Genomic DNA, 22,473 nt, shown 5'->3' with positions numbered 1-22,473 from the left:
TGCTGAGCGAGTGCCAAACACCTATCGCGTTGTTCAGTGGAACACCGGCAACGTCGGCAAGAGCTCGCTGAAATCGATCGTCACCAACCCCACCTTGGAATTGGTCGGCTGCTACGCCTGGTCGCCGGAGAAAGCCGGGCGCGACGCCGGCGAACTCGTCGGGCTCCCGCCGCTCGGCATCGCAGCCACCAACGACATCGACGAGCTGCTGGCGCTCAAGCCGGACTGTGTGGTTTACAACCCGATGTGGATCAACGTCGACGAACTGGTCCGCATCCTGTCCGCGGGGGTCAACGTGGTGACCACGGCCTCGTTCATCACGGGACACAACCTCGGCGACGGCCGCGACCGCATCTTGGAGGCCTGCGAGAAAGGCGGTTCCACCATCTTCGGGTCGGGTGTCAGCCCGGGCTTCGCCGAGCTGTTGGCCATCGTGTCGGGCATGGTTTGCAACCGGATCGACAAGGTCACCGTCAACGAGGCCGCCGACACCACCTTCTACGACTCGCCGGAGACGGAGAAGCCGGTCGGCTTCGGGCAGCCGATCGACCACCCCGACCTGCAGGCCATGGCCGCGAAGGGCACCGCGATCTTCGGCGAGGCCGTCCGGCTGGTGGGCGACGCGCTCGGCGTCGAACTCGACGAGGTGCGCTGCGTCGCCGAGTTCGCCCAGACCACCGAGGACCTCGTGATGGCTTCCTGGACCATCCCCGCGGGACACGTTGCGGGGACCTACATCAGCTGGCAGGGGATCGTCAACGGCAAGACGCTGATCGACCTCAACGTTCGGTGGAAAAAGGGGCAGACCCTGGAACCCGACTGGAAGATCGAGCAGGACGGCTGGGTCATTCAAATCGACGGGCAACCGACGGTCACCACCAAGGTCGGCTTTCTGCCGCCGCCGTACTTCGAGGCCACCACGCTTGAGGAATTCATGGACCTCGGGCACATCATGACCGCCGTACCCGCCATCAACGGAATCGCCGCCATCGTCGCCGCGGCGCCCGGAATCGCCACCTACGCCGATCTTCCGCTGACACTGCCGCGCGGCAACGCGTATGTCAGCATTGGGCGGTGAGCGCGCGCCGCAGTCAATTTCACCGGCGTCGTCTTTTCGCCGATCGGCCCGCCGTATGCCGCCAAGACCATTGACATGTGCGCCGAGGGCGATCCGGCATGCTCGTCCCCCGGCGGCAATCTGAGGGCGCACGGCTCGTATGTCCAGTCGGGATTGACGGGCGAGGCCGCTACCCTCGTCGCCGGACGGTTATAGAGCGGCCCGCCGCCGAGCGGGTTTGGCGTAGCGGGCGCCCAGCGACGGCACCGGGAGCGGGCCTTGGTCACGGACCGACTCGATGGCATTTCGCAGCGGACGGGCAAGGCCCGCAAAGGATCCCATGTCGAACAGCAGCGGCGTCAGCAGTCGGTTGTGGATGAACCCGAAGGAGCTGCCGGTGTCGGGGTCGGCCCAGCCGAGCGTTCCGCCCAGACCGACGTGACCGAAACCGCGGAGTAAACCGGGAACCGGCGATTCGTGGTAGCCCAAGTGAAAAGGCATGGGCACCACCATGTTCGCGTCGGGCCACTTGCGGCGCGTCTGCCCGGCCAGTCCGTGCGCCAGGTCCTCGGACAGGAACTTCTTTCCGTCGATGCGGCCGTCATTGGCCAGGGCGCCGAACATCTTGGCGAGCGCACGGGCGGTGACCACGCCGTTGGCCGCGGGAATCTCACCGTCCAGGAACGGGGTGTCGCCCTTGATCAGGGAGATGACGCCGGGGAAATACATCGCGCCCAGCGCGCCGGAGAATGGCAGACCGGCCACCCGCGGTGCGATGAAGTTGAACACCGGTGCGCGCAGCCTGCCCTGCGGTATCAAGATTTGGGCAGGCGTAGTCGGTGAGCCTTCCGGTGGGCGGCCCAGGTGCAGCCCGTCGGTGTTGAGCGGGCGGGCCACCTCCTGGCGGATCAGCTCACGCATGCCCTTGCCGGTCACCGCCCTGGCGAGGCCGGACAGCAGCCACCCATAGGTGAGCGCGTGATAAGCCTGCACACCGCGCAGGTGGTCGACCGGCGCCGCGGCCAGCCGCTCTTCCATGAGCAGGTGGTCCATCAGCTCCGTCTTGGTGACGCCGCGCAGGTGCGACAACCCGGAACGGTGCCGCAGAACGTCGCGAACCGTGATCTCGGCCTTCCCGTTTGCGGCGAACTCTGGCCAGTATTCGGCGACGGGCGCGTCATAGGACAGCAGGCCGCGGTCGGCGAGCCGGTGGATTACCGTCGAGGCGACGCCCTTGGTCGCCGAGAACACCATGGCGCCGGTGTTCGCGGTCCAGCGCTGGGTTCCGGCCCGGTCCGACCAGCCGGTCCAGACGTCCACGACGGGAATCCCGCCGACGTAGACGCTCAGCGCTCCCCCGCCGAAGCGGCGACCGGGAAACAGCTGGGAGAACACCCTGATGGCGCTGGCGAAACGCGGGTCGGCAGCACCGGACACGCCGCGTGGCAAGCCAGCGTCGGTGCCCAGCAGGGTCGACGGCGTCACCGCGTCGCGACGCCTCGAGCGTTCACGAGTGTGAAGCTATCAGCCTTCCGGCGGCTCGGGTTTCAAACCGGGTGCTTGCTCGGTGGGCGAGTCCCTCAGATACCGCCTCAGCCGCAGCAGCTGGTTGACCACCATGCCGATCCCGAGCAGCATCAACACCACCACTACCGCCACCACTATTGCGGTGCTCACACATCCATGATGACAGGGCGGGGTTTCAATAACTCCAGTTGACGGGTAGCCAGCACGCCATGAGCAACGAAGACAAAGTGAAGAACAAGATCGAGGACCTCGGGGGCCGAGCCAAGGAAGCCATCGGTAAGGCGACCGGAGACCACGACACCAGGGACGAGGGCAGGGCGGACCAGGCGAAGTCGAGCCTGAAGGATGCCGGCGAAAAGGTGAAGGACGCCTTCAAAAAGTAATGAAAATACGCAAGGTACTGGCCGCCGTGTCGGCGCGCCGGCTGGCCATATCCGCGCTGCCGGTGGCGGCGGCCATGACCGGTGCAATTTCGAGCGCGCGCATTCCGTCGGCGGCCGAGACGTGTCCCGACGTCGAAGTCGTATTCGCCCGGGGATCCGGCGAAGCGCCCGGCGTCGGCGGGATCGGGCAGCCGTTCGTCGACGCGTTACGCTCGCAGGTCGGCGGCAAATCACTGACCGTGTACCCCGTCAATTACCCTGCCAGCACCGACTTTTCGAGCCCTGATTTCCCGGTGACGGTCATCGACGGCATCCGGGACGCCAGCTCGCACATCGAGTCGATGGCGGCGAATTGCCCCAACACCAAAGAGGTGCTCGGCGGCTACTCGCAGGGCGCCGCGCTAGCGGGCTACACCACCTCGGCCGCGGTGCCCCCTGGCGTGCCCGCCTCCGCGGTGCCCCCGCCGATGCCGCCGGACGTCGCGAAGCACGTCGCCGCCGTGACTTTGTTCGGCACGCCATCGGGTCAGTTCCTGCAGAAGTACCACGCCCCGCCCCTGGCCATCGGGCCGCTGTATCAGCCCAAGACGCTCGAATTGTGCGCGCAGGGCGACCCGATCTGCGGCACCGCCGACACCAACGACTTCGCCGCGCACACGTCGTATCCGGTTAACGGCATGACCAACCAAGCCGCCAACTTCGCCTCCAGCCACCTATAGGTTTTGCGGTCTTGCAGAATGAGCCCATGCGGGTTCTGATCACGGGTGGTACCGGTTTTGTCGGCGGCTGGACCGCCAAGGCCCTTTCGGATGCGGGGCACTCCGTGCGATTCCTGGTCCGCAACCCCGACAAACTGCAGACCACCGTCGCCAAGCTGGGTGTCGACGTGTCGGATTTCGCCGTCGCCGACATCACCGACCGCGTCGCGGTGCGCGCGGCGTTGCAGGGATGCGACGCCGTCGTGCATAGTGCCGCGCTGGTCGCGACCGATCCGCGCCAGACCCCGGAGATGCTCGCCACCAACATGCAGGGCGCGCAGAATGTGCTGGGCCAGTCCGTCGAACTCGGCCTGGATCCCATCGTCCACGTGTCCAGCTTCACCGCGCTGTTCCATCCGGACCTGGACACGCTGACTGCGGACCTGCCGGTGGTGGGCGGGGCGGATGGATACGGAACATCCAAGGCGCAGGTCGAGATCTATGCCCGGGGCCTGCAGGATGCAGGTGCGCCGGTCAACATCACCTACCCCGGCATGGTGCTCGGCCCGCCGGTCGGCGACCAATTCGGTGAGGCCGGCGAGGGTGTGCGGGCGGCCGTGCAGATGCACGCGATTCCCGGCCGCAGCGCCGCGTGGCTGATCGTCGACGTGCGTGATCTGGCCGCGCTCCACGCGGCGTTGATCGAGCCCGGGCGCGGGCCGCGCCGCTACACCGCCGGTGGTCACCGGGTGCCCGCAGCCGACCTCGCAAGCCTGATCGGCGAGGTCGCCGGGACGCCGATGGTCGCTGTCCCGATCCCCGACACGGCGCTGCGAGTTGCCGGCGCGGTGCTGGATCGGGCGAACCGTTTCCTGCCCTTCGACACGCCGTTCACCTGGGCGGGAATGCAGTACTACACGCAGATGCCGGCGTCCGACGATTCCCCGAGTGAACGGGACCTCGGCGTCACCTATCGGGATCCCAAGGCAACGGTGGCGGACACCTTCGAGGCCATGCGCGCCGAAGGCGGCTAGCCTCGGTGCGCCTCAGCCGGCAGGCTTGATTTCCAGGCCGACGTGCACCTTGTCGATGCCGCCGCGGACGATCGAGTGCACGTAGAACCACGGCGCGTGATACCAGTACCGCTTGAGGACGGCGTTGTAGACGCGTTGCGTCTCGGACTTCGGTAGCACCCGGGCGACGGCTTCGACCTCGTCGCTCTTGGGCTTGCCCAGCGCCCCGCTCTTGGCGATCGTCACCCTGGGAGTGTTGTTGATCCGCTTGGTTTTCCACGAACCGTCGTCGGTGATCACCAACAGCGTGTCGTCACCGTCGGGGACGCCCCAGATCGGTGTCGGCTTGGGACGCCCATCCTTGGTGAATGTCGTCAACAGCAAGTACTTGGACTGGATAACGTCCATGAAGCTGGCGGCCACGCGCGTTCCCTATCTATGAATGGATTGCCACAACCCTATCCCCAATAGTTAAGAAACTTAAACGTGGGCCGTAACGGCGCAGTTTATGACGTCGGAGCTGAAATGGATTGCCTGACCGGGTAATTGTCGTCCACATCCAGTCGATTCTTCACGCCAGCGCGACCCCGGCCGTTCGGGGCGACCGCCCAAATAGGCTTCACACACCCACACCCGCCTCGCCTGCGGTCAAGTGCGAGGTGCCGGTGTGGCCTTGGTTCCGCTCGAGCGTGCAGTGGCGCCGAGAAACCAAGGGCGTCAACTACGTCGCGGCGCAGCAGTCGCAGATCGAATCCTTCGCGCCCGTGGCAGCCCGCCTGCACGGGCGGTGCGCATTGACCACCGCGACCGGAGGTGTCAGCATGACAGCTACCCTGCTTGGGCGATCGCTCAAATCGGTAGGTTAATCGTTTCTCGCGGAATGAGACGGCCAATGGCGAAGCGAACCAGATACAGCGAGTACCGCGATTCCACGATCCCGGTTTCGCACGCCGTCAACATGTTCACGCAGAAGCGCATCCCGGATTTCGGCGCCGGGTTCTCCGAGATGGTCGCCGAACCGGCCGTGTGATAGGACCACACTGTGACGGCATCCGAACGACCGAGGGCGCGTGACTCGACGACGCGCGACATGCTGGTGGCCGCGACGAGTCAGGTCATGCTCGAGGAGGGCTACGCCGCCGCCACGTCGCGCCGGGTTGCCACCAAGGCCGGCGTCAAACCGGCGCTGGTGCACTACTACTTCCCCACGATGGACGCCCTGTATCTGGCCGTCTTCCGCCGCGGCGCGGCAATGTACCTGGAGCGCCAGCAACAGGCGCTGGCGTCGGACCGGCCGTTGCACGCCTTCTGGGATACCCTCATCGAGCCCAAGGACACCCGGCTGCTGCTGGAGTTCATGGGACTTGCCAACCACCGCAAGGAGATTCGCACGGAGATTGCCGCGTGGTCGGACCGGTGGCGCGAGCAACAGATCACCGCGCTGAACTTCATCATCCGCGAGCACGACATCGACACCGACGAGTTCCCGCCCGCGGCCATCGCGGTCTTCATCGCCTCCATCGGCCGCACCTTGATCTTGGAAGAAGGGCTGGGATCCTCGGGGGGTCACGACGCCGCCATCGCCTTGGTCAACCGGCTCCTGGACCGGTTTGAAATGCCCGAGCCCAAAGCGCGCCGGGGCCGCGGCGCGAAGTAGTTCGAATCTCACGCGCCGCATCGTTGCGAGCTTTACGATGCGATCCTGCGCTCGGGAGCTGCGGGCGCTCAAGGAGGCCAGCCATGGCACTGCCCGCTTTGGTTCTTGTTCACGGCGGCGGGCTCGCGGCCGATTCCTGGGAGCTCACCGCCCATGAGATCCATCGGTTGGCACCGGACTTGACCGTGCTTGCCCTCGACATGCCTGGACGGCGGGGCAAACCGGGGAACTTGCGGACGATGTCGATCGCCGACTGCGTCGATTCGCTCGTCGGCGACATCGGGAGCGCAGGACTGACCGACATCATCATCGTTGGCCACTCGATCGGCGGCATGACGCTACCCGGAATGGCAAGCAAGCTGGGTACGGCCAGGGTTCGCGAGCTGATCTTCGCCGCTTCGTTCCTGCCGCCCGAAGGGGCGACGCTCGTGGACAGCTTACCGTGGCTACTGGCAAGAATCGCTCGACGCTTTGCGAAGAGAGGTGTGCCGCGTCAAACACCAAGCTTGTTAGCCAGATTCGCGTACCTGAACGGGGTTCCGCCGAACCGACGCCACTTCATGCGCGGCAAGCTCTATCCAGAATCACTCCGCATGCTCACGGAGAATGTGTCTTGGCGAGGAATGCCCGCTGACATTCCTCGCACCTGGATTCTGACACTGGACGATCGTGCGATCGCGCCGAAACTGCAACGAAGGAACATCGAAGCACTCGGCGGTGTACAGACACTCGTTGAGATCGACACTTGCCACATGGTCATGGTCAGCGAGCCGCAACGGCTGGCAGATATCCTCGTCGGGCGCTGCCGTCTCTACGCGTAGCCCTCCTCAGGGCAACACGACCCGCAGCCGCTCCCAGCCGCGCACGGTCGACGTCGACGCCAATTGCGCAGTGTCGTAATCGATGTCCCATTCGGGCCACCGGTTGAGCATCTCGTCGAGCGCGACGCGGCCCTCGAGGCGAGCGAGGTTGGCGCCCAGGCAGTAGTGCACACCTTTCCCGAATGTGATGTGCGAGATGTTGTCACGACGGATGTTGTAGGTGTCCGGATCGGTGTAGCGACGGTGATCGCGATTGGCCGCGCCGAACAGCAGCAGCATCGCGCTGCCGGCCGGGACCCTCGTGCCGTAGCACTCGAAATCTTTTGCCATCCAACGTGCAACGTGTGGACCGGTGGGTTCGAATCGCAATGTCTCGTCGATGGTGCGGGTCAACAGTGACCTGTCCTGGTGAACTTCGCGACGCTGGTCGGGGTGCTCGGCGAGCACCTTGGCCAGCCAGCCGATCAGCCGGCCGGTGGTCTCGTTGCCCGCACCTGCGACCACCTGCGTGTAGTGCAGCACCTCTTTGCGAGTGAGCTTGCGATGCACCCCATTCTCGTCGTCGAATTCGACGTTGAGCAGCGTCGTCATCAGGTCATCGGAATGGTTTTTGGAGCGCCAGTCGACGTAGTCGGCATAGATCCGGCCGTCGGCGATGGAGTCGGCGTTAGCGACCTTCAAGGGCGCACCCGGCTTGGTGCGCAGGTTGGCGTCATTGGCATCGCGCACCGAGATCTGTTCGGATTCCGGGATTCCCAGCAGCATGCCGATCACGCGCATCGGCATCATCGAGGCCAGTTCGGCGATGATGTCGAATCCGCCGGAACCGACCAGCGGATCCAGGCAGCGTATGCAGTATTGCCGGATCTGGTCCTCGAGGGCGGCCATCCGGCGGGGGGTGAACACCCGCGACATCAGTCCGCGCAGCCTGGAGTGTTCCGGAGGGTCCTGAAACATCATGACGCCGCCGGGCATGTCGAATTTCGACTGGACGAGCTCGAGGATGTCACTTCGCCTGTTAGAGAACGTCTCCCAGTTAGCCAGTCCGTGTTCGACGTCGGCATGCCTTGACAGCGCCCAGAAGTCGTAGCGTTCGTTGTAGTAGATCGGCGCCTCTTCGCGCAGCCGCGCGTAGACCGGGTAGGGGTCGGCATTGATGCTGACGTCGTAGGGATCGTAGTAGACGTCGGTGTCGTTGGTGACGGTCATCGATGCTGTCCTTACTTCAGGCGGCTGCCGGCATCCACCGGCAGCGCGACGCCGACGGCGTCGGCGTCCTTGCCGTCCATCCGGTCCATGGAATCCTCCACCCCTCGACTTTGGGCGATCGCCCAAAAGTGCGACGCAGGCCATGTTTAGCAGCATCGCGACGAGTCCGTCAAGACCACGCCGCTCTCGAGGTGAACATGCCCAATTACGCCTCGTCCATCGTGACCGCCGACGAGGCGATTGCCGCGATCACCTCTCTTTAAGGGGACGTCACAAGGTCGTCAACTCCGTGAAGATTTGCGGCACGGGTGTGAAGGCTTCGTTAAGAACGAGGCACACCGCCCGCCGAACCTGCACCGTTGACCCATGACACCCGCCGCCACCCGTGACGGCGCCCTGCGTTGGAGCCAGGCGCCGCTGCGTGCTGTCCCCGGCGCTGCATCGATTCGCGTGACGGCCACGTATGCGGTCATTCTGCTCGCCGTCTATCTCATCCTTGCGGCGCTCGGTCCGCATGCGCACGAGGTCGCCGTAAGCCGAATGAGCACCAACGTCCACAATCTCGGGCGTGGACATCTGGGCACTTTGATCGGGAGCGCATTCGTCAACGACGGCGGTGACCTGTTCCTATGGCTGCCCGGGCTTGCCTGCCTCCTGGCCCTGGGCGAACTCATGTGGTGCGGCCGGGGATTGCTCCTGACCTTCGCCGTCGGCCACATCGGCGCCACCTTGATCGTCGCGGTCGGGCTGGTCGCCGCCATCGAAACGGGGTTGCTACCGGTGTCGGTCGCGCGCGCCAGTGACGTGGGAATCAGCTACGGCGCGATGTGCGTGCTCGGCGCGTTCACGGCGGCGGTCCCGGCGCGCTGGCGAGGGGTCTGGGCGGGGTCGTGGCTGGGGACCGCGGTGGTGGCGGCCGCGGGCGCGGACTTCACCGCAGTCGGCCACGTGGTGGCGTTGCTGCTCGGCATGGGCCTGTCTTACCGAATGCGCCCGGTCGCCGCATGGACGCCGTTGCACCAGGCCCTGCTCGTGGTCGGTGTCACGTTCGGCTATCTCATGCTCGCCGGGCCTTCGCTGCTGGCACCAGCCGGCGGGCTGGCCGGCGCGCTCATCGGAGTGGCCGGCAATCGCTCGCTAGTCAGAGGGCCCCGTCAGTGTGTCGACGTGGTAACGGCTGGCGGTCCAGGGCGGTGAGTCGGCGGTGGGCGTCAAGGTGACCGTCACCTGCGCCTTGCCCGCGGTGACCGACGGCGGCACCAGGTAGGTGTCGTCCAGCCACCGGTGAAAGGTGTTGCTGCGCGGCTGCAGCCAGTTCCCGGTCGCCACACCGTCGACCGCGACGTCGGCCGATTGGAAGCCGGTCGCCTGATCCGACGTTCGGCGCAACAGGATGCCGTGGTTGTCCGGATCGATCTGGACATGAAACGTGATCGCTCCTTGGGCGGTGCGCACCGAGCCGACGACGGGCAGGGTGTCCTGGGTGCCCTCGTATTCGCTGACCAGCAGCTGATCGGTTGCGTCGGAATCGTTGTAGACGTGTAGGACTCGATTGATCGGATCGGTGGGCCTGACGTCGTCTGCGCCGGTGACAACGGCGTCCGGCTGTGTGTAGAGGAATGCCGTTGAGCTGTAGTCGGGTTGGACCATGTTCCTCTTGCCGTGCTCGATGCCGAACCGGATCGCGGAGTGATAGCTGATCGCGTCGGGCAGCATGATCCGGTAGACGGAGACGCAGTAGTCTGCGCATCCGCCCGTGGCCGTGCGTTGATCGGGTTGGCCGTTGAGCGGGTCGCTGAAATGGGTGCCGTTCTTGAAGTACCAGCCGCCTTCGTAGAGGTCCTCGGTGCCGGTTCCGTACCACTGCGGGGACGCGGCTCCGTCGGTGTAGACCCGTTCGGCGCCCTCGAGAAAATAGGGAGCGTCGTCACTGAACGCCGTCTTGCTTCGGTAGCCGTGGATGGTTTGGCTGACGCCCACGAATTTGCCGTGTCCGCGTTCGTCGGCGAACACCCAGTCCTGGCCGGGGGTCGTCGGTCCGGCGTGTGAGCGCGCGGTGAAGTAACCAGCGCGGCCACTGGTCAGCGCGGGCGCCCACTGGGCGTCGGGTGTGGTGACGACGTCGCTGTCTATCCCCGTCACCGGGTTGGCGCCTGCGTTGACGAGTGTGACGCGGGCCGACTCCGCGAAAGGCATTGGCCACCAATCGGATAACACCAACGACCCGTCGGGCGCTGGACTGGTCGCGAACATCAGCGATCGCACGGGATTGGCGCCCAGTCCGGCGCCGAAGAATTCCCCGAGCGGGGAGTCGACCATGGTCCTGCCGTCGAACTCGATCTGCAGCCGCAATCCGGTCAACTGTTGAGCGGCCGGTTCGGGCAGCCGCAGCCTCAGCACCGAGATGCTGGCCGATCCGGTCGATTCCGCGATGGTCTGCCCGGTGCCGGCAGGGAGATCGATGACCCGATTGGCGTGTGCGGCACTGGTTGCCGCCGGTTTAGGGTCAACCGCGCCGGCGGACCGCAGCGTATCCAGCACATCGGACGCCGGATCGGATGGCGAGAACGTATTTATCCCCTTGGCATCGGGAAACTGGCGATAATCGACGTGGTAATACTCCAAATGGGATGTGACGCTGACCCGCATCGACCGCCGATACGGCATCGGCACCTTGATGTAATCGCCTCCGGGCGATTGAGCGGCGTTGGCCACCAGAGGCCACACGAACGGAGCCCCTGAGTCGCCGTCGACCAGCGATTGCAATGGAGTGTCCACCAAGGCTTGCCCGTCCAGCTCGATGCGGATGTTGCCGAGGGCACGAACGTTGCCGCCGTCGCGGGTCAGCCAGATCGAATCAATCTCTCCCGCACCGTGATCCTCCGCGATGACGCAGCCCGCACCCCCCGGTGCCAGGCACCCCCCACTGCCGTTGCGATTGCCGGTGGAGATGTCGAAATCGCCACCACTGCGATCGAAGCTCGACACCTGCAGGGTCTGCGAACCCGGGTTCAGATAGGGCAGCCGGTCCAACCGTCGGTAGGTGTCCCAGCCGATCATCCTTTCGCCGGCAGTCTCGGGTGTCATCGGCTCCGCACCGGACACACCCGCACCGGAGATCGGCAACAGCAGCAGCGCGAACAGCGCGGAACAAGCCCGCGCCGCTGCAGGCATCCGGTTAGTCCTTCTTGGCTTTAAGATCTCGATCCTTGCTGGGCTGCACCCGTTTCGGTTCGCCGGGCATCTTCGGGTAGTTCGGCGGATACGGCATGTCCCCAAGACCGCGCTCTTCGTCGGCGTCCGCCATCTCCAACAAGGAAGCGATCGATTGGACCGCGTCATCCATTGCGGCCCAAGGGTCCTCTCGATCGTTGACCAGAGCGGGCACGGTTGCCATGGTGTAGTCGTCCGGCTCGGCGTCGGCCAGCTCCTCCCACCTCAGTGGCATCGATACCGTCGCGATCGGGGTGCGCCGCACCGAATACGCCGACGCCATCGTGCGGTCCCGCGCGTTCTGGTTGAAGTCGATGAAGATGCGCTCGCCCCGTTCTTCTTTCCACCACGACGTGGTGACGGCGTCGGGTGCGCGGCGCTCGACTTCGCGGGCCAGGGCGATGCCGGCGCGGCGCACCTCGATGAAGTCCCAGTTGCTGGCGATCCGCAGAAAGACGTGGATCCCGCGCCCACCCGAGGTCTTCGGGTATCCCACGAGACCGAGTTCGTCGAGCAACGGCCGCAGCACGTCGACCGCGACGGTGCGCGCCTGCTCGAAGGCGACGCCGGGCTGCGGGTCCAGGTCGATGCGCAGTTCGTCGGGATGGTCGGTATCCGGGCAGCGCACCTGCCACGGGTGCAAGGTGACCGTGCCCATCTGTGCGGCCCACACGACCGCCGCCGGATGGGTCACCTTCAACGCGTCGGCCGTTCGCCCAGACGGGAAGGTCACCCGGCACGTCTGTAGGTAGTCGGGGTGGTGCTGCGGGATCCGCTTCTGGTAGATCTCCTCGCCGTCGATGCCGTCCGGGAAGCGCTGCAGGTGGGTGGGCCGGTCGCGCAGCGCGTCGAGCATCGGACCGCCCGCGACGGCACGGTAGTACTCCACCAGGTGTCGCTTGGTGCCCTGCGACCCGAGTTTGGGGAAATAGACCTTGTCCGGATTGGTCAGGCGCACCGCAATGCCGTCGACGTCGAGCTCTTCTGCAGCAGCCATACCTCCGATTCCAGCACAATCAGGCTATGGACCTCCCTGTCATGCCGCCGGTGTCGCCGATGCTGGCCAAATCGGTGCGCTCGATTCCCCCTGACGCGTCCTATGAGCCCAAGTGGGACGGCTTCAGGTCGATCTGTTTCCGCGACCGCGACCAGGTCGAGCTGGGCAGCCGAAACGAACGGCCGATGACGCGCTATTTCCCGGAGCTGGTCGCCGCGGTCAGGGCCGAGCTGCCCGAGCGCTGCGTGATCGACGGTGAAATCGTCATCGCCACCGGGAACGGGCTGGATTTCGAGGCGCTGCAACAACGCATCCATCCGGCCGACTCGCGGGTGCAGATGCTCGCCAAGACGACGCCGGCCTCCTTCATCGCGTTCGATTTGCTCGCCCTCGGCGAGGACGACTACACGCGACGCCCCTTCAGCGAGCGGCGCGCCGCCCTGGTCGACGCCTTGGCGGCCTCGGGGCCCTCGATCCATGCCACACCGGCGACGACCGATCTCAACACCGCGCAGCGCTGGTTCGACGAATTCGAGGGCGCCGGACTCGACGGCGTGATTGCCAAGCCGCTGGACATCACGTACCAACCGGATAAGCGGGTCATGTTCAAGATCAAGCACGAGCGGACCGCCGACTGCGTGGTCGCCGGCTATCGGGTGCACAAGTCCGGCGCCGGCGCCATCGGTTCGTTGTTGCTCGGCCTCTATCAGGATGATGGCCAGCTCGCGTCGGTCGGGGTGATCGGCGCGTTTCGCATGGCCGAGCGTCGGCGGCTGTTCGACGAACTACAGCCGCTCGTAACCGATTTCGATGATCACCCGTGGAATTGGGCCGCGCATGAAGCCGGCGAGCGCACTCCTCGCAAGAACGAGTTCTCGCGCTGGAACGCAGGCAAGGATCTGTCTTTCGTACCGCTGAGGCCCGAGCGAGTGGTCGAGGTCCGCTACGACCACATGGAGGGCCGGCGGTTTCGTCATACCGCGCAGTTCAATCGGTGGCGTCCGGACCGCGAACCGCGCTCGTGCACCTACGAGCAGCTCGAACAGCCGGTGACCTTCAGCCTCGGCGAGATCGTGCCGGGACTCGGTTCGGGCTAGACCGGCCCCCCTTCCCGCGCACCGACCCGCTCAGCCGTCGATGTGCGTCGGTGGGTCGGCGAAGGCGAAGTCCGAAGGGTTCTGGCCAGGACCCATCACATTGCAGTGATTGTCGGGCACGAGGTAGGAACTCATGCCATTAGGAACCAAGCGGGTGACTGCCACGCAGCGTTGCCAGGTGCCGTCGGGCTGGACGGGTCCATCACACTTGCTCAGAACGGGTCCTCCGTACACACAACCGGCGCGCGCGGGTGGCGCCGCGGCGACCAGCTGTGCGGCCAACAGAATGGCAGCGAGTCCTCCGACAATGCACCGCTTCATGGTCGTCTCCCGTCCACCGCCGCCGGGGGGATGCCGAGTGCTCGGGTGGCAATCACCGTCGACAGCCCAGTCAGCTACGAACGACGCTACCGCTAGTGCAACCGCGAACAGGCGGTTTAGGCGCGTTTGATCGTCATCCGGAAAGGGCACGCGGCAACCATGTCAGTCACAACCTTTCAAGATCTGCCGTTGGCCGATCGTGACCGCAAATGGGACGGGGACGCGGCCGAAAAGCGGGTGCGTCAGTGGGCCGACGCGGAGGACGGTCCGAACCCGAAATACCGCGACGCGCATGTCTGGTACGACGGCGACAAGAAGGACAACTTCACGGCCTACAAGCTGCTGATCGCCGACGTCATCGACGGCAACCTCAAGGTCGTGCCACGCGGCGTGATGGCGGCGGGCGCGATCATGGACGGGGCGCGTGGCGGTATCGACGTGCCCCGGTCCGATGTCGATCGGATCAAGAGCCACTTGGCGAAGTACTACAGGAAGATGCAGGAAAGCCCGCCGTGGGAACGGGACTAGACCCTGACCATGAGCTGCGATAGCCCGCGCAGCGTGACGTTGGGCTTGTACTGGGGTTCACCGTCCAAGCGAGCATTCGGGAAGCGCGCCGTTACCGCCGACAGGGCCACCCCGGCTTCCAGCCTGGCCAGCGGCGCACCAAGGCAGTAGTGTGCGCCGCGGCCGAATCCCAAGTGCCGCAGCGCCTTCCGATCCGGGTCGAAGACGTCGGGGCGATTATATTCGGTGGGATCCCGCTGGGCGGCGGCCGTCAGCAACATCATGATGTCGCCCTCGGGCACCTCAATGCCCCCGATTGTCATGTCGTCACCGGCAGTTCGGGCGATCATCTGCACCGGCGGGTCATAGCGCAACGTCTCCTCGATGACCGCTGGGGCACGGTTGGCGTCGGCGCCGAGCGCGGTCCACTGCGACGGTAGGCGCAACATCGCCAGGACCGCGTTGCCGATCAGGTTCACCGTCGTCTCGTGTCCGGCGACCAGCAACAGGACGCAGGTGGAAACGATCTCCTCGGCGGTGAGCTGGTCGCCCGACTCTTCGACGGCGACCAGTCCGGACATCAGGTCGTCGCCGGGCCGCGAGCGTCGCCGGTCGATCAGTCCGTGCAGGTAGGCGCGCAACCAGGTCCCGGCGGCCATCCGCTCTTTCAGGTTGTGCGACGGCTCTCCGGTGAAGGCGACGAACGGGTCCAGTGATTGTGCCAGCAGCGCGGACACCCGGCTGAATTGCGGTTCGTCCTCGAGGGGTACGCCGAGCAGTCGGCAGATGACCGCCACCGGCAATGGGTAGGCGAGGTCTTCGACGACTTCGAACCGCCCTTTTTCGGCGATCCGGTCGAGCAACCCGTCTATCAGCGCGGTGATGTCGGGCTGCAGTGCGTTCACCACCTTGGGCGCGAACGCCTTGCTGACCAGTTTGCGCAGTCGAGTGTGGTCCGGCGGGTCCAGAAACAAGAACCCGGGAGGGCTCGGCGCCGGCACCTCGGCACCCGCCTCGATGAGCTGGCGGGTCTGCGCATCGATCTGCGCGCGGGCCGCCGTCGACCTGCTCCGGTCGTTGCTGGACGACGGGTGGCGCAGGGCGTCGTCGCAGTCACGGTAGGTCGAGAACACCGCGAGGTTGCCACCCGGTAAGGCGACCGACCCGCGCTCACGGAACTGCGCGAAGAGCGGGTAGGGGTCGGCACGGACCGCCGGGTCCAACAGCCGTACCAGCAATCCGTCGGGCTTCGTGGACTCGGCGGGCGCAGTCGTCATCCTGACATTGTGCCCGGCTCCGGGCCCCTCCTCAGCGGCGGAGAAACTCCACGATGTGGCCGGCCAGCTCCGCTCCGGCGTCCTCCTGCACGAAATGCCCGGCGCCGCGGATCACTGGGTGCTCGATCCCCTGGGCGCCACGCATATGGCGCTGGAAGATCTCGGCCATCGGCCCGGTGATCGGGTCGCTGTCACTGAACGCGACCAGCATCGGTGTCGGGCTCACCGAAAGCTTGGCCCAGGCGGCCTTGTTGGCCACCGCGGCAGGATCGTCCGGTGACGTGGGCACCAGGCCGGGCATGGCCCGCGGCCCGGCACAGTAGTCGTCGGTGGGGAACGGCGCGTCATAGCCGGCACGCACCTCATCGGTCATCTTGTGGCGACATCCGCCCTGGACGAACGCGCCGATGTTCAGCGTCGGCGCCGAGGTGATCGCGTCGCGGAACCGCCACCAGACGTCGGCCATGGGTTGCTCGCCATTCGGCAGCCCGGTGTTGGCGACGACCACCCGAGCGAACCGTTCGGGATGCTCTGCGGCGAGGCGCAATCCGATCAGCCCACCCCAGTCCTGACCTACCAGCGTCACGTTGTGCAGGTCGAGGACATCGAAGGCCACCGCTCGCATCCACTCGACATGCCGCGCATAGCTGTGGTCGTCGCGACGGGTTGGTTTGTCCGAGCGACCGAAACCGACCAGGTCGGGACAGATGACCCGATGACCGGCGGCGACCAGTATCGGAATCATCTTGCGGTACAGATATGACCACGACGGTTCGCCGTGCAGCATGAGAATCGGGTCGGCGCTTTCCGGCCCGTCCTGGACCCAGGCCACGCGCAGTACGCCGCCCTCGTCGTCGGATACTTCGCAATACCTTGGGGTGTAAGGGAAACCGGGAAGACCGTCGAACCGGTCGTCGGGTGTTCGCAGCGTCTGCATGTCACGTCCCTTCGGATAGTCCGGCCAGGCCCGGATCCGCCATCAAACGATCGAGAAATCCGTGCTGACCCTTCAGCAATTTGATGCGCGCGGTTGCCACCGCGAACCAGCCCACGCGATCGATCTCGGGAAACTCCCGCAGTGTGCCCGATCCTTTCGGCCACTCCAATTCGAAGGTGTTGCTGCGCGCGTCGGCGATGTTTAGGTCGCTGTGGACGGCGAAGGCGGTCACCACCTTGCCGCCGGATTGTCTCAGCTGACCGAGGTCGATGCGGGACCCGGCCGGCACCAGCAGCCCCAGCTCCTCGGAGAACTCCCGCTGCGCGGCCGCCCAGGGATCCTCCCCGTCGGTGTACTCGCCTTTCGGGATCGACCACGCGCCGTCATCTTTGCGGGCCCAGAATGGCCCGCCCGGATGCGCAACCAAGACCTCGACGACGCTGTCGCAGGTTCGGTACAACATCACACCCGCGCTCAGTTTGGGCATCGAGTTCTATGCTCCCACAGCGCGTTCCAGATCCTTGAGCGATGACTCCAGGTGCGCGAGCAGCCGTTGCAAGTGCGGCACGCTGCGCCGACAGCCCACCAGACCGAAGTCCAGGTTGCCGGCATTGGTGGCCAGGGTGATGTTCAGGGCTTGGCCGTCCAGCGCGATGGACAGCGGGTAGTTGCCTTCGAGCCGGGCGCCCCCGTAGTAGATCGGCTGTGTCGGGCCCGGCACGTTCGAAATGATGATGTTGAACGGCGGTGACGTCGAAGACACCCAGCCCGGGACCGCCGCCAGGGCCAGCGCTGACGTATTGAGGGCCGACAGCGCCAGCGCCTGGATCCGCGGCAACTGGGAGAACACCGTCTTGTTGCTGCGCATCGAGTCGCTGATGGTCAGCAGACGCTGCGCGGGGTCATCGGCATCGGTCGCGAGGTTGCACAGAATGGCTCCGACTAGGTTGCCACCGGCGTCGGCCTCTTCCTCGGTGCGCAGGCTCACCGGGACCATCGCGATCAGTGGGGTGTCCGGTAGCGCGTCCTGCTCGAGCAGGTAGTAGCGCAGGGCGCCCGAGCACATCGCCAGGACGACGTCGTTCACCGTGACCCCGGCCGCCTTCTTCACGTTCTTGATGCGGTCGAGTGACCAGGACTGCGCGGCGCACCGGCGGGCGCCGCCGATCTTGACGTTCAACATTGTCTTCGGCGCCCCGAAAGGCAATGTCAGTTGTTGCTCGAACAGCGCCGCACGAGCCAGTCCTATCGTCGAGGGAGCCAGTGCCGCAAGGGATCCCGCCGTGCGGGCCAATGAGCTCAATGGGGACGACGGATTGGATTTGCGCTTGGGCTTACGAAGAGTCCACGGGGCCCGAATCTCGGGGTCCTCGGGATCGGTGGTCAATGCGCGCTGCATCAGCTTCTGCGCGGAGACCCCGTCGATCAGTGCATGGTGCACTTTCGTGTAGATAGCGAACCGGCCGTCTTTCAGACCTTCGACGATGTGCGTCTCCCACAGCGGGCGGTGGCGATCGAGCAGGCTGCTATGCCACCGCGAGGTGAGCTCGAGCAGTTCGCGGACCCGCTTCGGCGACGGCAGCGCAGAGCGCCGGACGTGGTAGTCGATATCAACGGCGTCATCGTACGACCAGCCGACATTCGCGATTCCGCCGACGAAACTCGCGGGATGCTTGCGGAACGTGGGCTGGAAATCCCGCTGAGCGGCCAGGCTCTTGTAGAGCTCACGAACGAAGCCGCGGCCGGCCCCCGGCGGGGGCTCGAACAACTGCAAGCCTCCGACGTGCATGGGATGTTCGCGAGACTCTCCCAGGAGAAAGATCGCGTCGGTGGGCATTATCAGTTCCATCCACCTATTAGACCCATTTCGGCCTGATCCGGAAAGTTATCGCGTGATTGGACCGGCGTCAGGTCATTGGGTGACGACCGACCATGCCGAGGTCGCGATCAAATCTCCGCGGTCCAGCCCCGCGGCGCGGTGTTCGTGCACCTTGGCGTATTCCTGGGTGCTCACCATGTCGATGAAGGCCTGCGGTGTTGGGTATTCGACGATGAGAATCGCATCCCACCAAGGCCGTTCGCCATCGCCGATCACCACCGACGGCGCGCCCCCCGCGTAGCGCAGGCGAGCGCCCACGCGTTCCAGGTGCGGAGCCACTTCTTCGCCGTATTGCGAGTAGCTCTGCAGGCCGCCCTCGGGCTTGAACTTCAACAGGTTGACCATCACCACCGGCGCATCAGCCGGCCGCGCCGCGAGCGCGGCGAACTGCTCGGGCGTCGGCTCCAAGCCGCTCATGTGAATCTCCTTGCGCTGGTTTCCTTCTAGATCGTTAGAGCAGATCCGTGATGGTCTTCAAGCCCGCCTCATAGAGCACACCCGGCAGCATCCCTCCGTCGCATTCGATGGTGGTGCCGTTGACGAAGTCGGCCTGTCCGCCGGCGAGAAAAACGCAGATACGCCCGACTTCGGCGGGCTCACCGGCGCGGCGCAACGGGACGGCGGCGAAATACTTTGCGCCATGGGGGTCGTCCTTGGGTAGCACGAACGATCGGAAGTTCTCCGTCATCGTCGGCCCCAGGGCGACGCAGTTGACCCGCACCGTGGGCCCCCACTCTTCGGCCAGCGAGCGGGTGAGGTGGTTGAGGCCGCTTTTGGCCGCCCCATAGGAGACCAGGGTTGGCGACCCGGCCGGATGACCGGCGCCGCTGGAGATGTTGATGATGCAGCCGACGCCGTCCTGGGTTTGCATCTGCCGATAGACGCGGATCGCGAACCACAACGGGCTGATGAGGTTCATTTGCACGGCGAAGGCGTGAAACAGGGCCGTGCGCGCGTACTCGTCATCGTGGGCGGGTGCACCCTGAATGCGTTGCACCAGTTCGGGAATGCTCTCCGCATGTGGTGTCGGAACGGTACCTCCGGCATTGTTCACCAGGATGTCGACCCGCCCGTGAGTGGCCACGACGTCGGCGACGAACGCGTCGACCGAACGATAGTCACCCTGATCGCAGACCTTTTGGGATGCGCGGTCCGCCCAGCCCGGTTCGATGCCGGGGATCGTGTCGAGCGGTGACCGCGAGCAGCCGATCACCGTCGCACCGGCGCGCAGCAGTTCATGGGCGATACCCACTCCCACGCCACGACTGGTGCCGGTGACGATGGCGGTCTTGCCGTCGAGGACGCTCATCAACAGACCCTCTCGCGAAGCCATCGATTATTGACAGTCACTGTCACCGAGTCATAGCCTGCCATTTCATTCGCCGATGTGTAAAGACCGCGCACCGTCCGTCCGGGAGGCCAGTGATGAGTAGCCCAGCCAAACTCCGTGTCATCCAGTGGGCGACCGGGGGTGTGGGGAAAGCGGCGATCGGGTGCGTCATCAACCATCCACAGCTGGAGCTGGTGGGGTGCTGGGTGCACAGCGCGGACAAGAACGGTGTCGACGTCGGCCGAATCATCGGGACAGAAGAACTCGGCGTCACCGCAACCACCAGCATCGACGAGATATTGGCGCTGGACGCCGACTGCGTCGTGTACAGCCCGCTGATACCCAACGACGACGAAGTGATCGCCATCCTGCGGTCCGGTAAGAACGTGGTCACACCCGTTGGCTGGGTCTACCCCGATCCGGACAACAAGCGTCACCGGGCCGTCGCCGATGCAGCAACGGAAAGCGGTGTGACGCTTCATGGTTCGGGCATCCACCCCGGCGGCATCACCGAGCGGTTCCCGCTCATGGTGTCCTCGCTGTCGTCGGCGATCACCCACGTGCGTGCCGAAGAGTTCTCCGACATCCGCACCTACAACGCGCCGGACGTGGTGCGCCACATCATGGGATTCGGCGGTACCCCCGAGGAAGCCACTCAAGGGCCGATGGCCGGCCTGCTCGAAGCGGGCTTCAAGCAGTCCGTGCGAATGATCGCCGACCACATGGGTTTTCGCATCGATCCGAACATCAGGACCATCCAGGACGTCGCCGTGGCGACCGCCGACATCGACTACGACCCCTTCTCGATCACGACCGGCACCGTGGCCGCGCGCCGGTTCCGCTGGCAGGCGCTGGTTGATAGCGAGCCCGTCATCACCGCGGCGGTCAACTGGCTGATGGGCGAGGAGAATCTCGACCCGGCCTGGAATTTCGGCGGGCGGGGTGAGCGCTTCGAGGTGGAGATCACCGGCGATCCCGACGTCAGCCTCACCTTCAAGGGTCTGCAGCCCGAGACGATCGCGGAAGGCTTGGTGAAGAATCCGGGCGTCGTGGTCACCGCCAACCACTGCGTCAACGCCATTCCCGACGTCTGCGCCGCAGAGCCCGGCATCAAGACCTATCTCGACCTGCCGTTGTTCGCCGGCCGTCCGGCTCCCGCGCTCGCCGCGGAGAAGCCCTGAGATGAGTTACAGCCACCCCGATTCGATGCGCGGACACGTCGCGATCGTCACCGGTGCCGCCCAAGGCGTCGGAAAGGGTGTCGCCGCCGCGCTGCTCGAGCGCGGTGCGGAGGTGCTGCTGGTTGACATCCAGGAAGAGGTCCTGGACAGGACCGCCACCGAACTCAAGGCGATCGGCCGGGTGGAACAGCTGGTCGCCGATCTTCGTGACCCGGACAGCGCGCATCGGATCGCGGCCGCAGCCGTCGACGCCTTCGGCGCGGTGCACGGCCTGGTCAACAACGCCATCGCCACCAACGAACCCAAGGCGTTCGTCGACATCACCACCGAAGACCTGGCGCTCGGCTACGACGTGGGCCCACGCGCGACCTTCCTGCTGATGCAGGCGGTGCACCCTTTGATGGTCGAAGCCGGTGGCGGGTCGATCGTGAACCTCGGTTCGGGGACGGGCACCGGCGGCGAGCCTAAGTGGGGCGGCTACGCCGCCGCCAAGGAGGGCATTCGCGGACTGTCGAAGGTGGCCGCGCTGGAATGGGGGCGCGACAACATCCGCGTCAATGTCATCTGCCCATTCGCCGAATCAGACGGCGTCAAGTTCTGGAAGTCGTTCGCGCCCAAGGAGTACGACAAAGCGGTAGGGCGGGTTCCGATGAAGCGGATAGGAGACGTCCGCACCGACGTGGGTGCGCTGGTCGCGTTCCTACTCGGCGACGACGCCACCTTCATCACCGGACAGACCGTTCACGTCGACGGCGGGATCGGCTGCTTCCGATGACCGGCGAGTCGCTCCGCGACCGGCAGCGTGCACAGATCCGCGCCGATATCCGGCGCGCGGCATTCCGCTTGTTCGTCGAGCGCGGGTACGACGCCGTGACCACCGAAGAAATAGCCGCGGCCGCAGGGGTTTCCGCCCGCACGTTCTTCCGGCATGTGCCGGCGAAGGAGGAGCTTCTCCTCGCACCCGTGCGGTACGGCGGCGCCGCGATCGTCAATCTGCTCGAGGGACGGCCCGCCGTCGAGTCACCCGATGTCGCTCTGATCAACGCCATCATCACGCGGACCCGCTCGTTCGAACAGGCCGACACCGAAGAGTGGCGCGACGCCCTGCTGGTGGTCCCCGATCTGCTCGGCAAGGTCACCGTCCACCGGCCGGCCGACAAAGAGCGGGCGACGAAGCTTGTCGCCGAACGGATGGGCGTCGATCCCGGGGCCGATATCCGTCCGGGCTTACTCGTTCAACTCGCCTTCGCCGCCGCCGATTTCGCCTTCCAGCAATGGGTGCGCCAGTCTGGGAAACCGCGGCCACTGGATCGCTATGTAACCGATGCGCTGGAAGCGGTGAAGAGTCCGCATTGGAAGCGGGAGTAAG

Annotated in this window: 27 protein-coding genes; 14 read left to right on the top strand and 13 right to left on the bottom strand. The window is 65.6% G+C overall.

Going from position 1 to position 22,473, the window contains the following annotated elements; all coding sequences use genetic code 11:
* The first annotated feature begins 10 nt into the window (after nt 1–10).
* Together AC5Y4H_RS00470 and AC5Y4H_RS00465 are read left to right on the top strand one after the other, a co-directional pair.
* Nucleotides 11–1,078 carry an NAD(P)H-dependent amine dehydrogenase family protein gene (locus tag AC5Y4H_RS00470; RefSeq protein ID WP_499977614.1) on the top strand — a complete coding sequence of 356 codons (1,068 nt, stop codon included), beginning with the start codon at nt 11–13 and terminating at the stop codon, nt 1,076–1,078.
* Nucleotides 1,079–1,120: 42 nt separating this feature from the next.
* Complete coding sequence (locus AC5Y4H_RS00465; protein ID WP_499978093.1) at nt 1,121–1,273, top strand: cutinase family protein; 153 nt, start codon at nt 1,121–1,123, stop codon at nt 1,271–1,273.
* On the opposite strand, the gene lipL is transcribed toward AC5Y4H_RS00465, so the two are convergent.
* Together lipL and AC5Y4H_RS00455 are read right to left on the bottom strand one after the other, a co-directional pair.
* On the bottom strand, nt 1,268–2,542 hold the full coding sequence (lipL, locus tag AC5Y4H_RS00460; RefSeq protein ID WP_499977612.1) for an esterase/beta-lactamase LipL: 1,275 nt from the start codon (nt 2,540–2,542) through the stop codon (nt 1,268–1,270). The two genes, AC5Y4H_RS00465 and lipL, sit on opposite strands and share 6 nt — an antisense overlap.
* 39 nt (nt 2,543–2,581) lie before the next feature.
* Nucleotides 2,582–2,734 (bottom strand): hypothetical protein, encoded by a 153-nt coding sequence (locus AC5Y4H_RS00455; protein ID WP_499978133.1) that lies wholly within the window; start codon nt 2,732–2,734, stop codon nt 2,582–2,584.
* A 59-nt stretch (nt 2,735–2,793) separates the two neighbouring features.
* On the opposite strand from AC5Y4H_RS00455, the gene AC5Y4H_RS00450 reads away from it, so the two are divergent.
* From AC5Y4H_RS00450 to AC5Y4H_RS00440, 3 genes are read left to right on the top strand one after another with little or no spacing between them, the layout of a single operon-like run.
* Entirely contained in the window at nt 2,794–2,967 is a 174-nt protein-coding gene (locus AC5Y4H_RS00450; protein ID WP_499977610.1) for a CsbD family protein, read from the top strand.
* Nucleotides 2,967–3,686, top strand: a complete 720-nt coding sequence (locus tag AC5Y4H_RS00445) for a cutinase family protein (RefSeq protein ID WP_499977608.1) — start codon at nt 2,967–2,969, stop codon at nt 3,684–3,686. The genes AC5Y4H_RS00450 and AC5Y4H_RS00445 overlap by 1 nt, the downstream gene beginning before the upstream one ends.
* Nucleotides 3,687–3,712: 26 nt before the next feature.
* A complete protein-coding gene (locus AC5Y4H_RS00440; protein WP_499977604.1) occupies nt 3,713–4,699 on the top strand; it encodes an SDR family NAD(P)-dependent oxidoreductase in 987 nt (328 codons plus the stop codon).
* 12 nt (nt 4,700–4,711) lie between these two features.
* On the opposite strand, the gene AC5Y4H_RS00435 is transcribed toward AC5Y4H_RS00440, so the two are convergent.
* Nucleotides 4,712–5,101: a PPOX class F420-dependent oxidoreductase gene (locus AC5Y4H_RS00435; RefSeq protein WP_499977601.1), complete on the bottom strand. Its 390-nt coding sequence runs from the start codon at nt 5,099–5,101 to the stop codon at nt 4,712–4,714.
* A 469-nt stretch (nt 5,102–5,570) separates the two neighbouring features.
* On the opposite strand from AC5Y4H_RS00435, the gene AC5Y4H_RS00430 reads away from it, so the two are divergent.
* The 3 genes from AC5Y4H_RS00430 to AC5Y4H_RS00420 all read left to right on the top strand — a co-directional run bounded on the left by AC5Y4H_RS00430 (nt 5,571) and on the right by AC5Y4H_RS00420 (nt 7,156).
* Nucleotides 5,571–5,708 (top strand): hypothetical protein, encoded by a 138-nt coding sequence (locus AC5Y4H_RS00430; protein ID WP_499977599.1) that lies wholly within the window; start codon nt 5,571–5,573, stop codon nt 5,706–5,708.
* A gap of 60 nt (nt 5,709–5,768) precedes the next feature.
* Nucleotides 5,769–6,335: a TetR/AcrR family transcriptional regulator gene (locus AC5Y4H_RS00425; RefSeq protein ID WP_499978091.1), complete on the top strand. Its 567-nt coding sequence runs from the start codon at nt 5,769–5,771 to the stop codon at nt 6,333–6,335.
* A gap of 83 nt (nt 6,336–6,418) precedes the next feature.
* Nucleotides 6,419–7,156, top strand: a complete 738-nt coding sequence (locus tag AC5Y4H_RS00420; protein ID WP_499977597.1) for an alpha/beta fold hydrolase — start codon at nt 6,419–6,421, stop codon at nt 7,154–7,156.
* Nucleotides 7,157–7,162: 6 nt separating this feature from the next.
* Here AC5Y4H_RS00420 and AC5Y4H_RS00415 read toward each other — a convergent pair whose 3' ends face one another.
* Complete coding sequence (locus tag AC5Y4H_RS00415) at nt 7,163–8,365, bottom strand: cytochrome P450 (protein ID WP_499977595.1); 1,203 nt, start codon at nt 8,363–8,365, stop codon at nt 7,163–7,165.
* 366 nt (nt 8,366–8,731) lie between these two features.
* Here AC5Y4H_RS00415 and AC5Y4H_RS00410 point away from each other — a divergent pair, with 366 nt between their 5' ends.
* On the top strand, nt 8,732–9,562 hold the full coding sequence (locus AC5Y4H_RS00410; RefSeq protein WP_499977594.1) for a rhomboid-like protein: 831 nt from the start codon (nt 8,732–8,734) through the stop codon (nt 9,560–9,562).
* Here AC5Y4H_RS00410 and AC5Y4H_RS00405 read toward each other — a convergent pair.
* On the bottom strand, nt 9,503–11,509 hold the full coding sequence (locus AC5Y4H_RS00405; protein ID WP_499978089.1) for a glycoside hydrolase family 172 protein: 2,007 nt from the start codon (nt 11,507–11,509) through the stop codon (nt 9,503–9,505). The genes AC5Y4H_RS00410 and AC5Y4H_RS00405 overlap by 60 nt on opposite strands.
* Nucleotides 11,510–11,543: 34 nt before the next feature.
* On the bottom strand, nt 11,544–12,575 hold the full coding sequence (gene ligD / locus AC5Y4H_RS00400) for a non-homologous end-joining DNA ligase (protein WP_499977592.1): 1,032 nt from the start codon (nt 12,573–12,575) through the stop codon (nt 11,544–11,546).
* 26 nt (nt 12,576–12,601) lie between these two features.
* Between ligD and AC5Y4H_RS00395 the strand changes: the two genes are divergently transcribed.
* Nucleotides 12,602–13,672, top strand: a complete 1,071-nt coding sequence (locus AC5Y4H_RS00395) for an ATP-dependent DNA ligase (RefSeq protein WP_499977590.1) — start codon at nt 12,602–12,604, stop codon at nt 13,670–13,672.
* A gap of 30 nt (nt 13,673–13,702) precedes the next feature.
* Here AC5Y4H_RS00395 and AC5Y4H_RS00390 read toward each other — a convergent pair whose 3' ends face one another.
* Nucleotides 13,703–13,993, bottom strand: coding sequence for a CDGP domain-containing protein (locus tag AC5Y4H_RS00390; RefSeq protein WP_499977588.1), 291 nt, complete (start codon nt 13,991–13,993; stop codon nt 13,703–13,705).
* Nucleotides 13,994–14,152: 159 nt separating this feature from the next.
* Between AC5Y4H_RS00390 and AC5Y4H_RS00385 the strand changes: the two genes are divergently transcribed.
* Complete coding sequence (locus AC5Y4H_RS00385; protein ID WP_499977586.1) at nt 14,153–14,521, top strand: hypothetical protein; 369 nt, start codon at nt 14,153–14,155, stop codon at nt 14,519–14,521.
* Here AC5Y4H_RS00385 and AC5Y4H_RS00380 read toward each other — a convergent pair.
* The 6 genes from AC5Y4H_RS00380 to AC5Y4H_RS00355 all read right to left on the bottom strand — a co-directional run bounded on the left by AC5Y4H_RS00380 (nt 14,518) and on the right by AC5Y4H_RS00355 (nt 19,902).
* Complete coding sequence (locus AC5Y4H_RS00380; RefSeq protein ID WP_499977584.1) at nt 14,518–15,777, bottom strand: cytochrome P450; 1,260 nt, start codon at nt 15,775–15,777, stop codon at nt 14,518–14,520. The genes AC5Y4H_RS00385 and AC5Y4H_RS00380 overlap by 4 nt on opposite strands.
* Nucleotides 15,778–15,808: 31 nt before the next feature.
* Nucleotides 15,809–16,714: a haloalkane dehalogenase gene (locus AC5Y4H_RS00375; protein ID WP_499977583.1), complete on the bottom strand. Its 906-nt coding sequence runs from the start codon at nt 16,712–16,714 to the stop codon at nt 15,809–15,811.
* 1 nt (nt 16,715) lies between these two features.
* Nucleotides 16,716–17,201: an NUDIX hydrolase gene (locus AC5Y4H_RS00370; protein WP_499977581.1), complete on the bottom strand. Its 486-nt coding sequence runs from the start codon at nt 17,199–17,201 to the stop codon at nt 16,716–16,718.
* A 6-nt stretch (nt 17,202–17,207) separates the two neighbouring features.
* Entirely contained in the window at nt 17,208–18,563 is a 1,356-nt protein-coding gene (locus AC5Y4H_RS00365; RefSeq protein ID WP_499977580.1) for a WS/DGAT/MGAT family O-acyltransferase, read from the bottom strand.
* 63 nt (nt 18,564–18,626) lie between these two features.
* Nucleotides 18,627–19,010, bottom strand: coding sequence for a DUF1330 domain-containing protein (locus AC5Y4H_RS00360; RefSeq protein ID WP_499977579.1), 384 nt, complete (start codon nt 19,008–19,010; stop codon nt 18,627–18,629).
* A 34-nt stretch (nt 19,011–19,044) separates the two neighbouring features.
* On the bottom strand, nt 19,045–19,902 hold the full coding sequence (locus AC5Y4H_RS00355) for an SDR family oxidoreductase (protein ID WP_499977578.1): 858 nt from the start codon (nt 19,900–19,902) through the stop codon (nt 19,045–19,047).
* Between the two features lie 116 nt (nt 19,903–20,018).
* On the opposite strand from AC5Y4H_RS00355, the gene AC5Y4H_RS00350 reads away from it, so the two are divergent.
* From AC5Y4H_RS00350 to AC5Y4H_RS00340, 3 genes are read left to right on the top strand one after another with little or no spacing between them, the layout of a single operon-like run.
* A complete protein-coding gene (locus AC5Y4H_RS00350) occupies nt 20,019–21,104 on the top strand; it encodes an NAD(P)H-dependent amine dehydrogenase family protein (RefSeq protein ID WP_499977576.1) in 1,086 nt (361 codons plus the stop codon).
* Between the two features lies 1 nt (nt 21,105).
* On the top strand, nt 21,106–21,879 hold the full coding sequence (locus AC5Y4H_RS00345; protein ID WP_499977573.1) for an SDR family NAD(P)-dependent oxidoreductase: 774 nt from the start codon (nt 21,106–21,108) through the stop codon (nt 21,877–21,879).
* The gene (locus tag AC5Y4H_RS00340; RefSeq protein WP_499977571.1) at nt 21,876–22,472 is read left to right on the top strand and encodes a TetR/AcrR family transcriptional regulator; all 597 of its coding nucleotides are present in this window, start codon (nt 21,876–21,878) and stop codon (nt 22,470–22,472) included. Before AC5Y4H_RS00345 ends, AC5Y4H_RS00340 begins: the two co-directional genes overlap by 4 nt.
* Nucleotide 22,473: the final 1 nt, after the last annotated feature.

It is taken from the genome of Mycobacterium sp. NGS58 (assembly GCF_059812385.1).
Note: the sequence above shows the minus strand (reverse complement) of the source record. Positions and strands in the feature narration are given on the sequence as shown.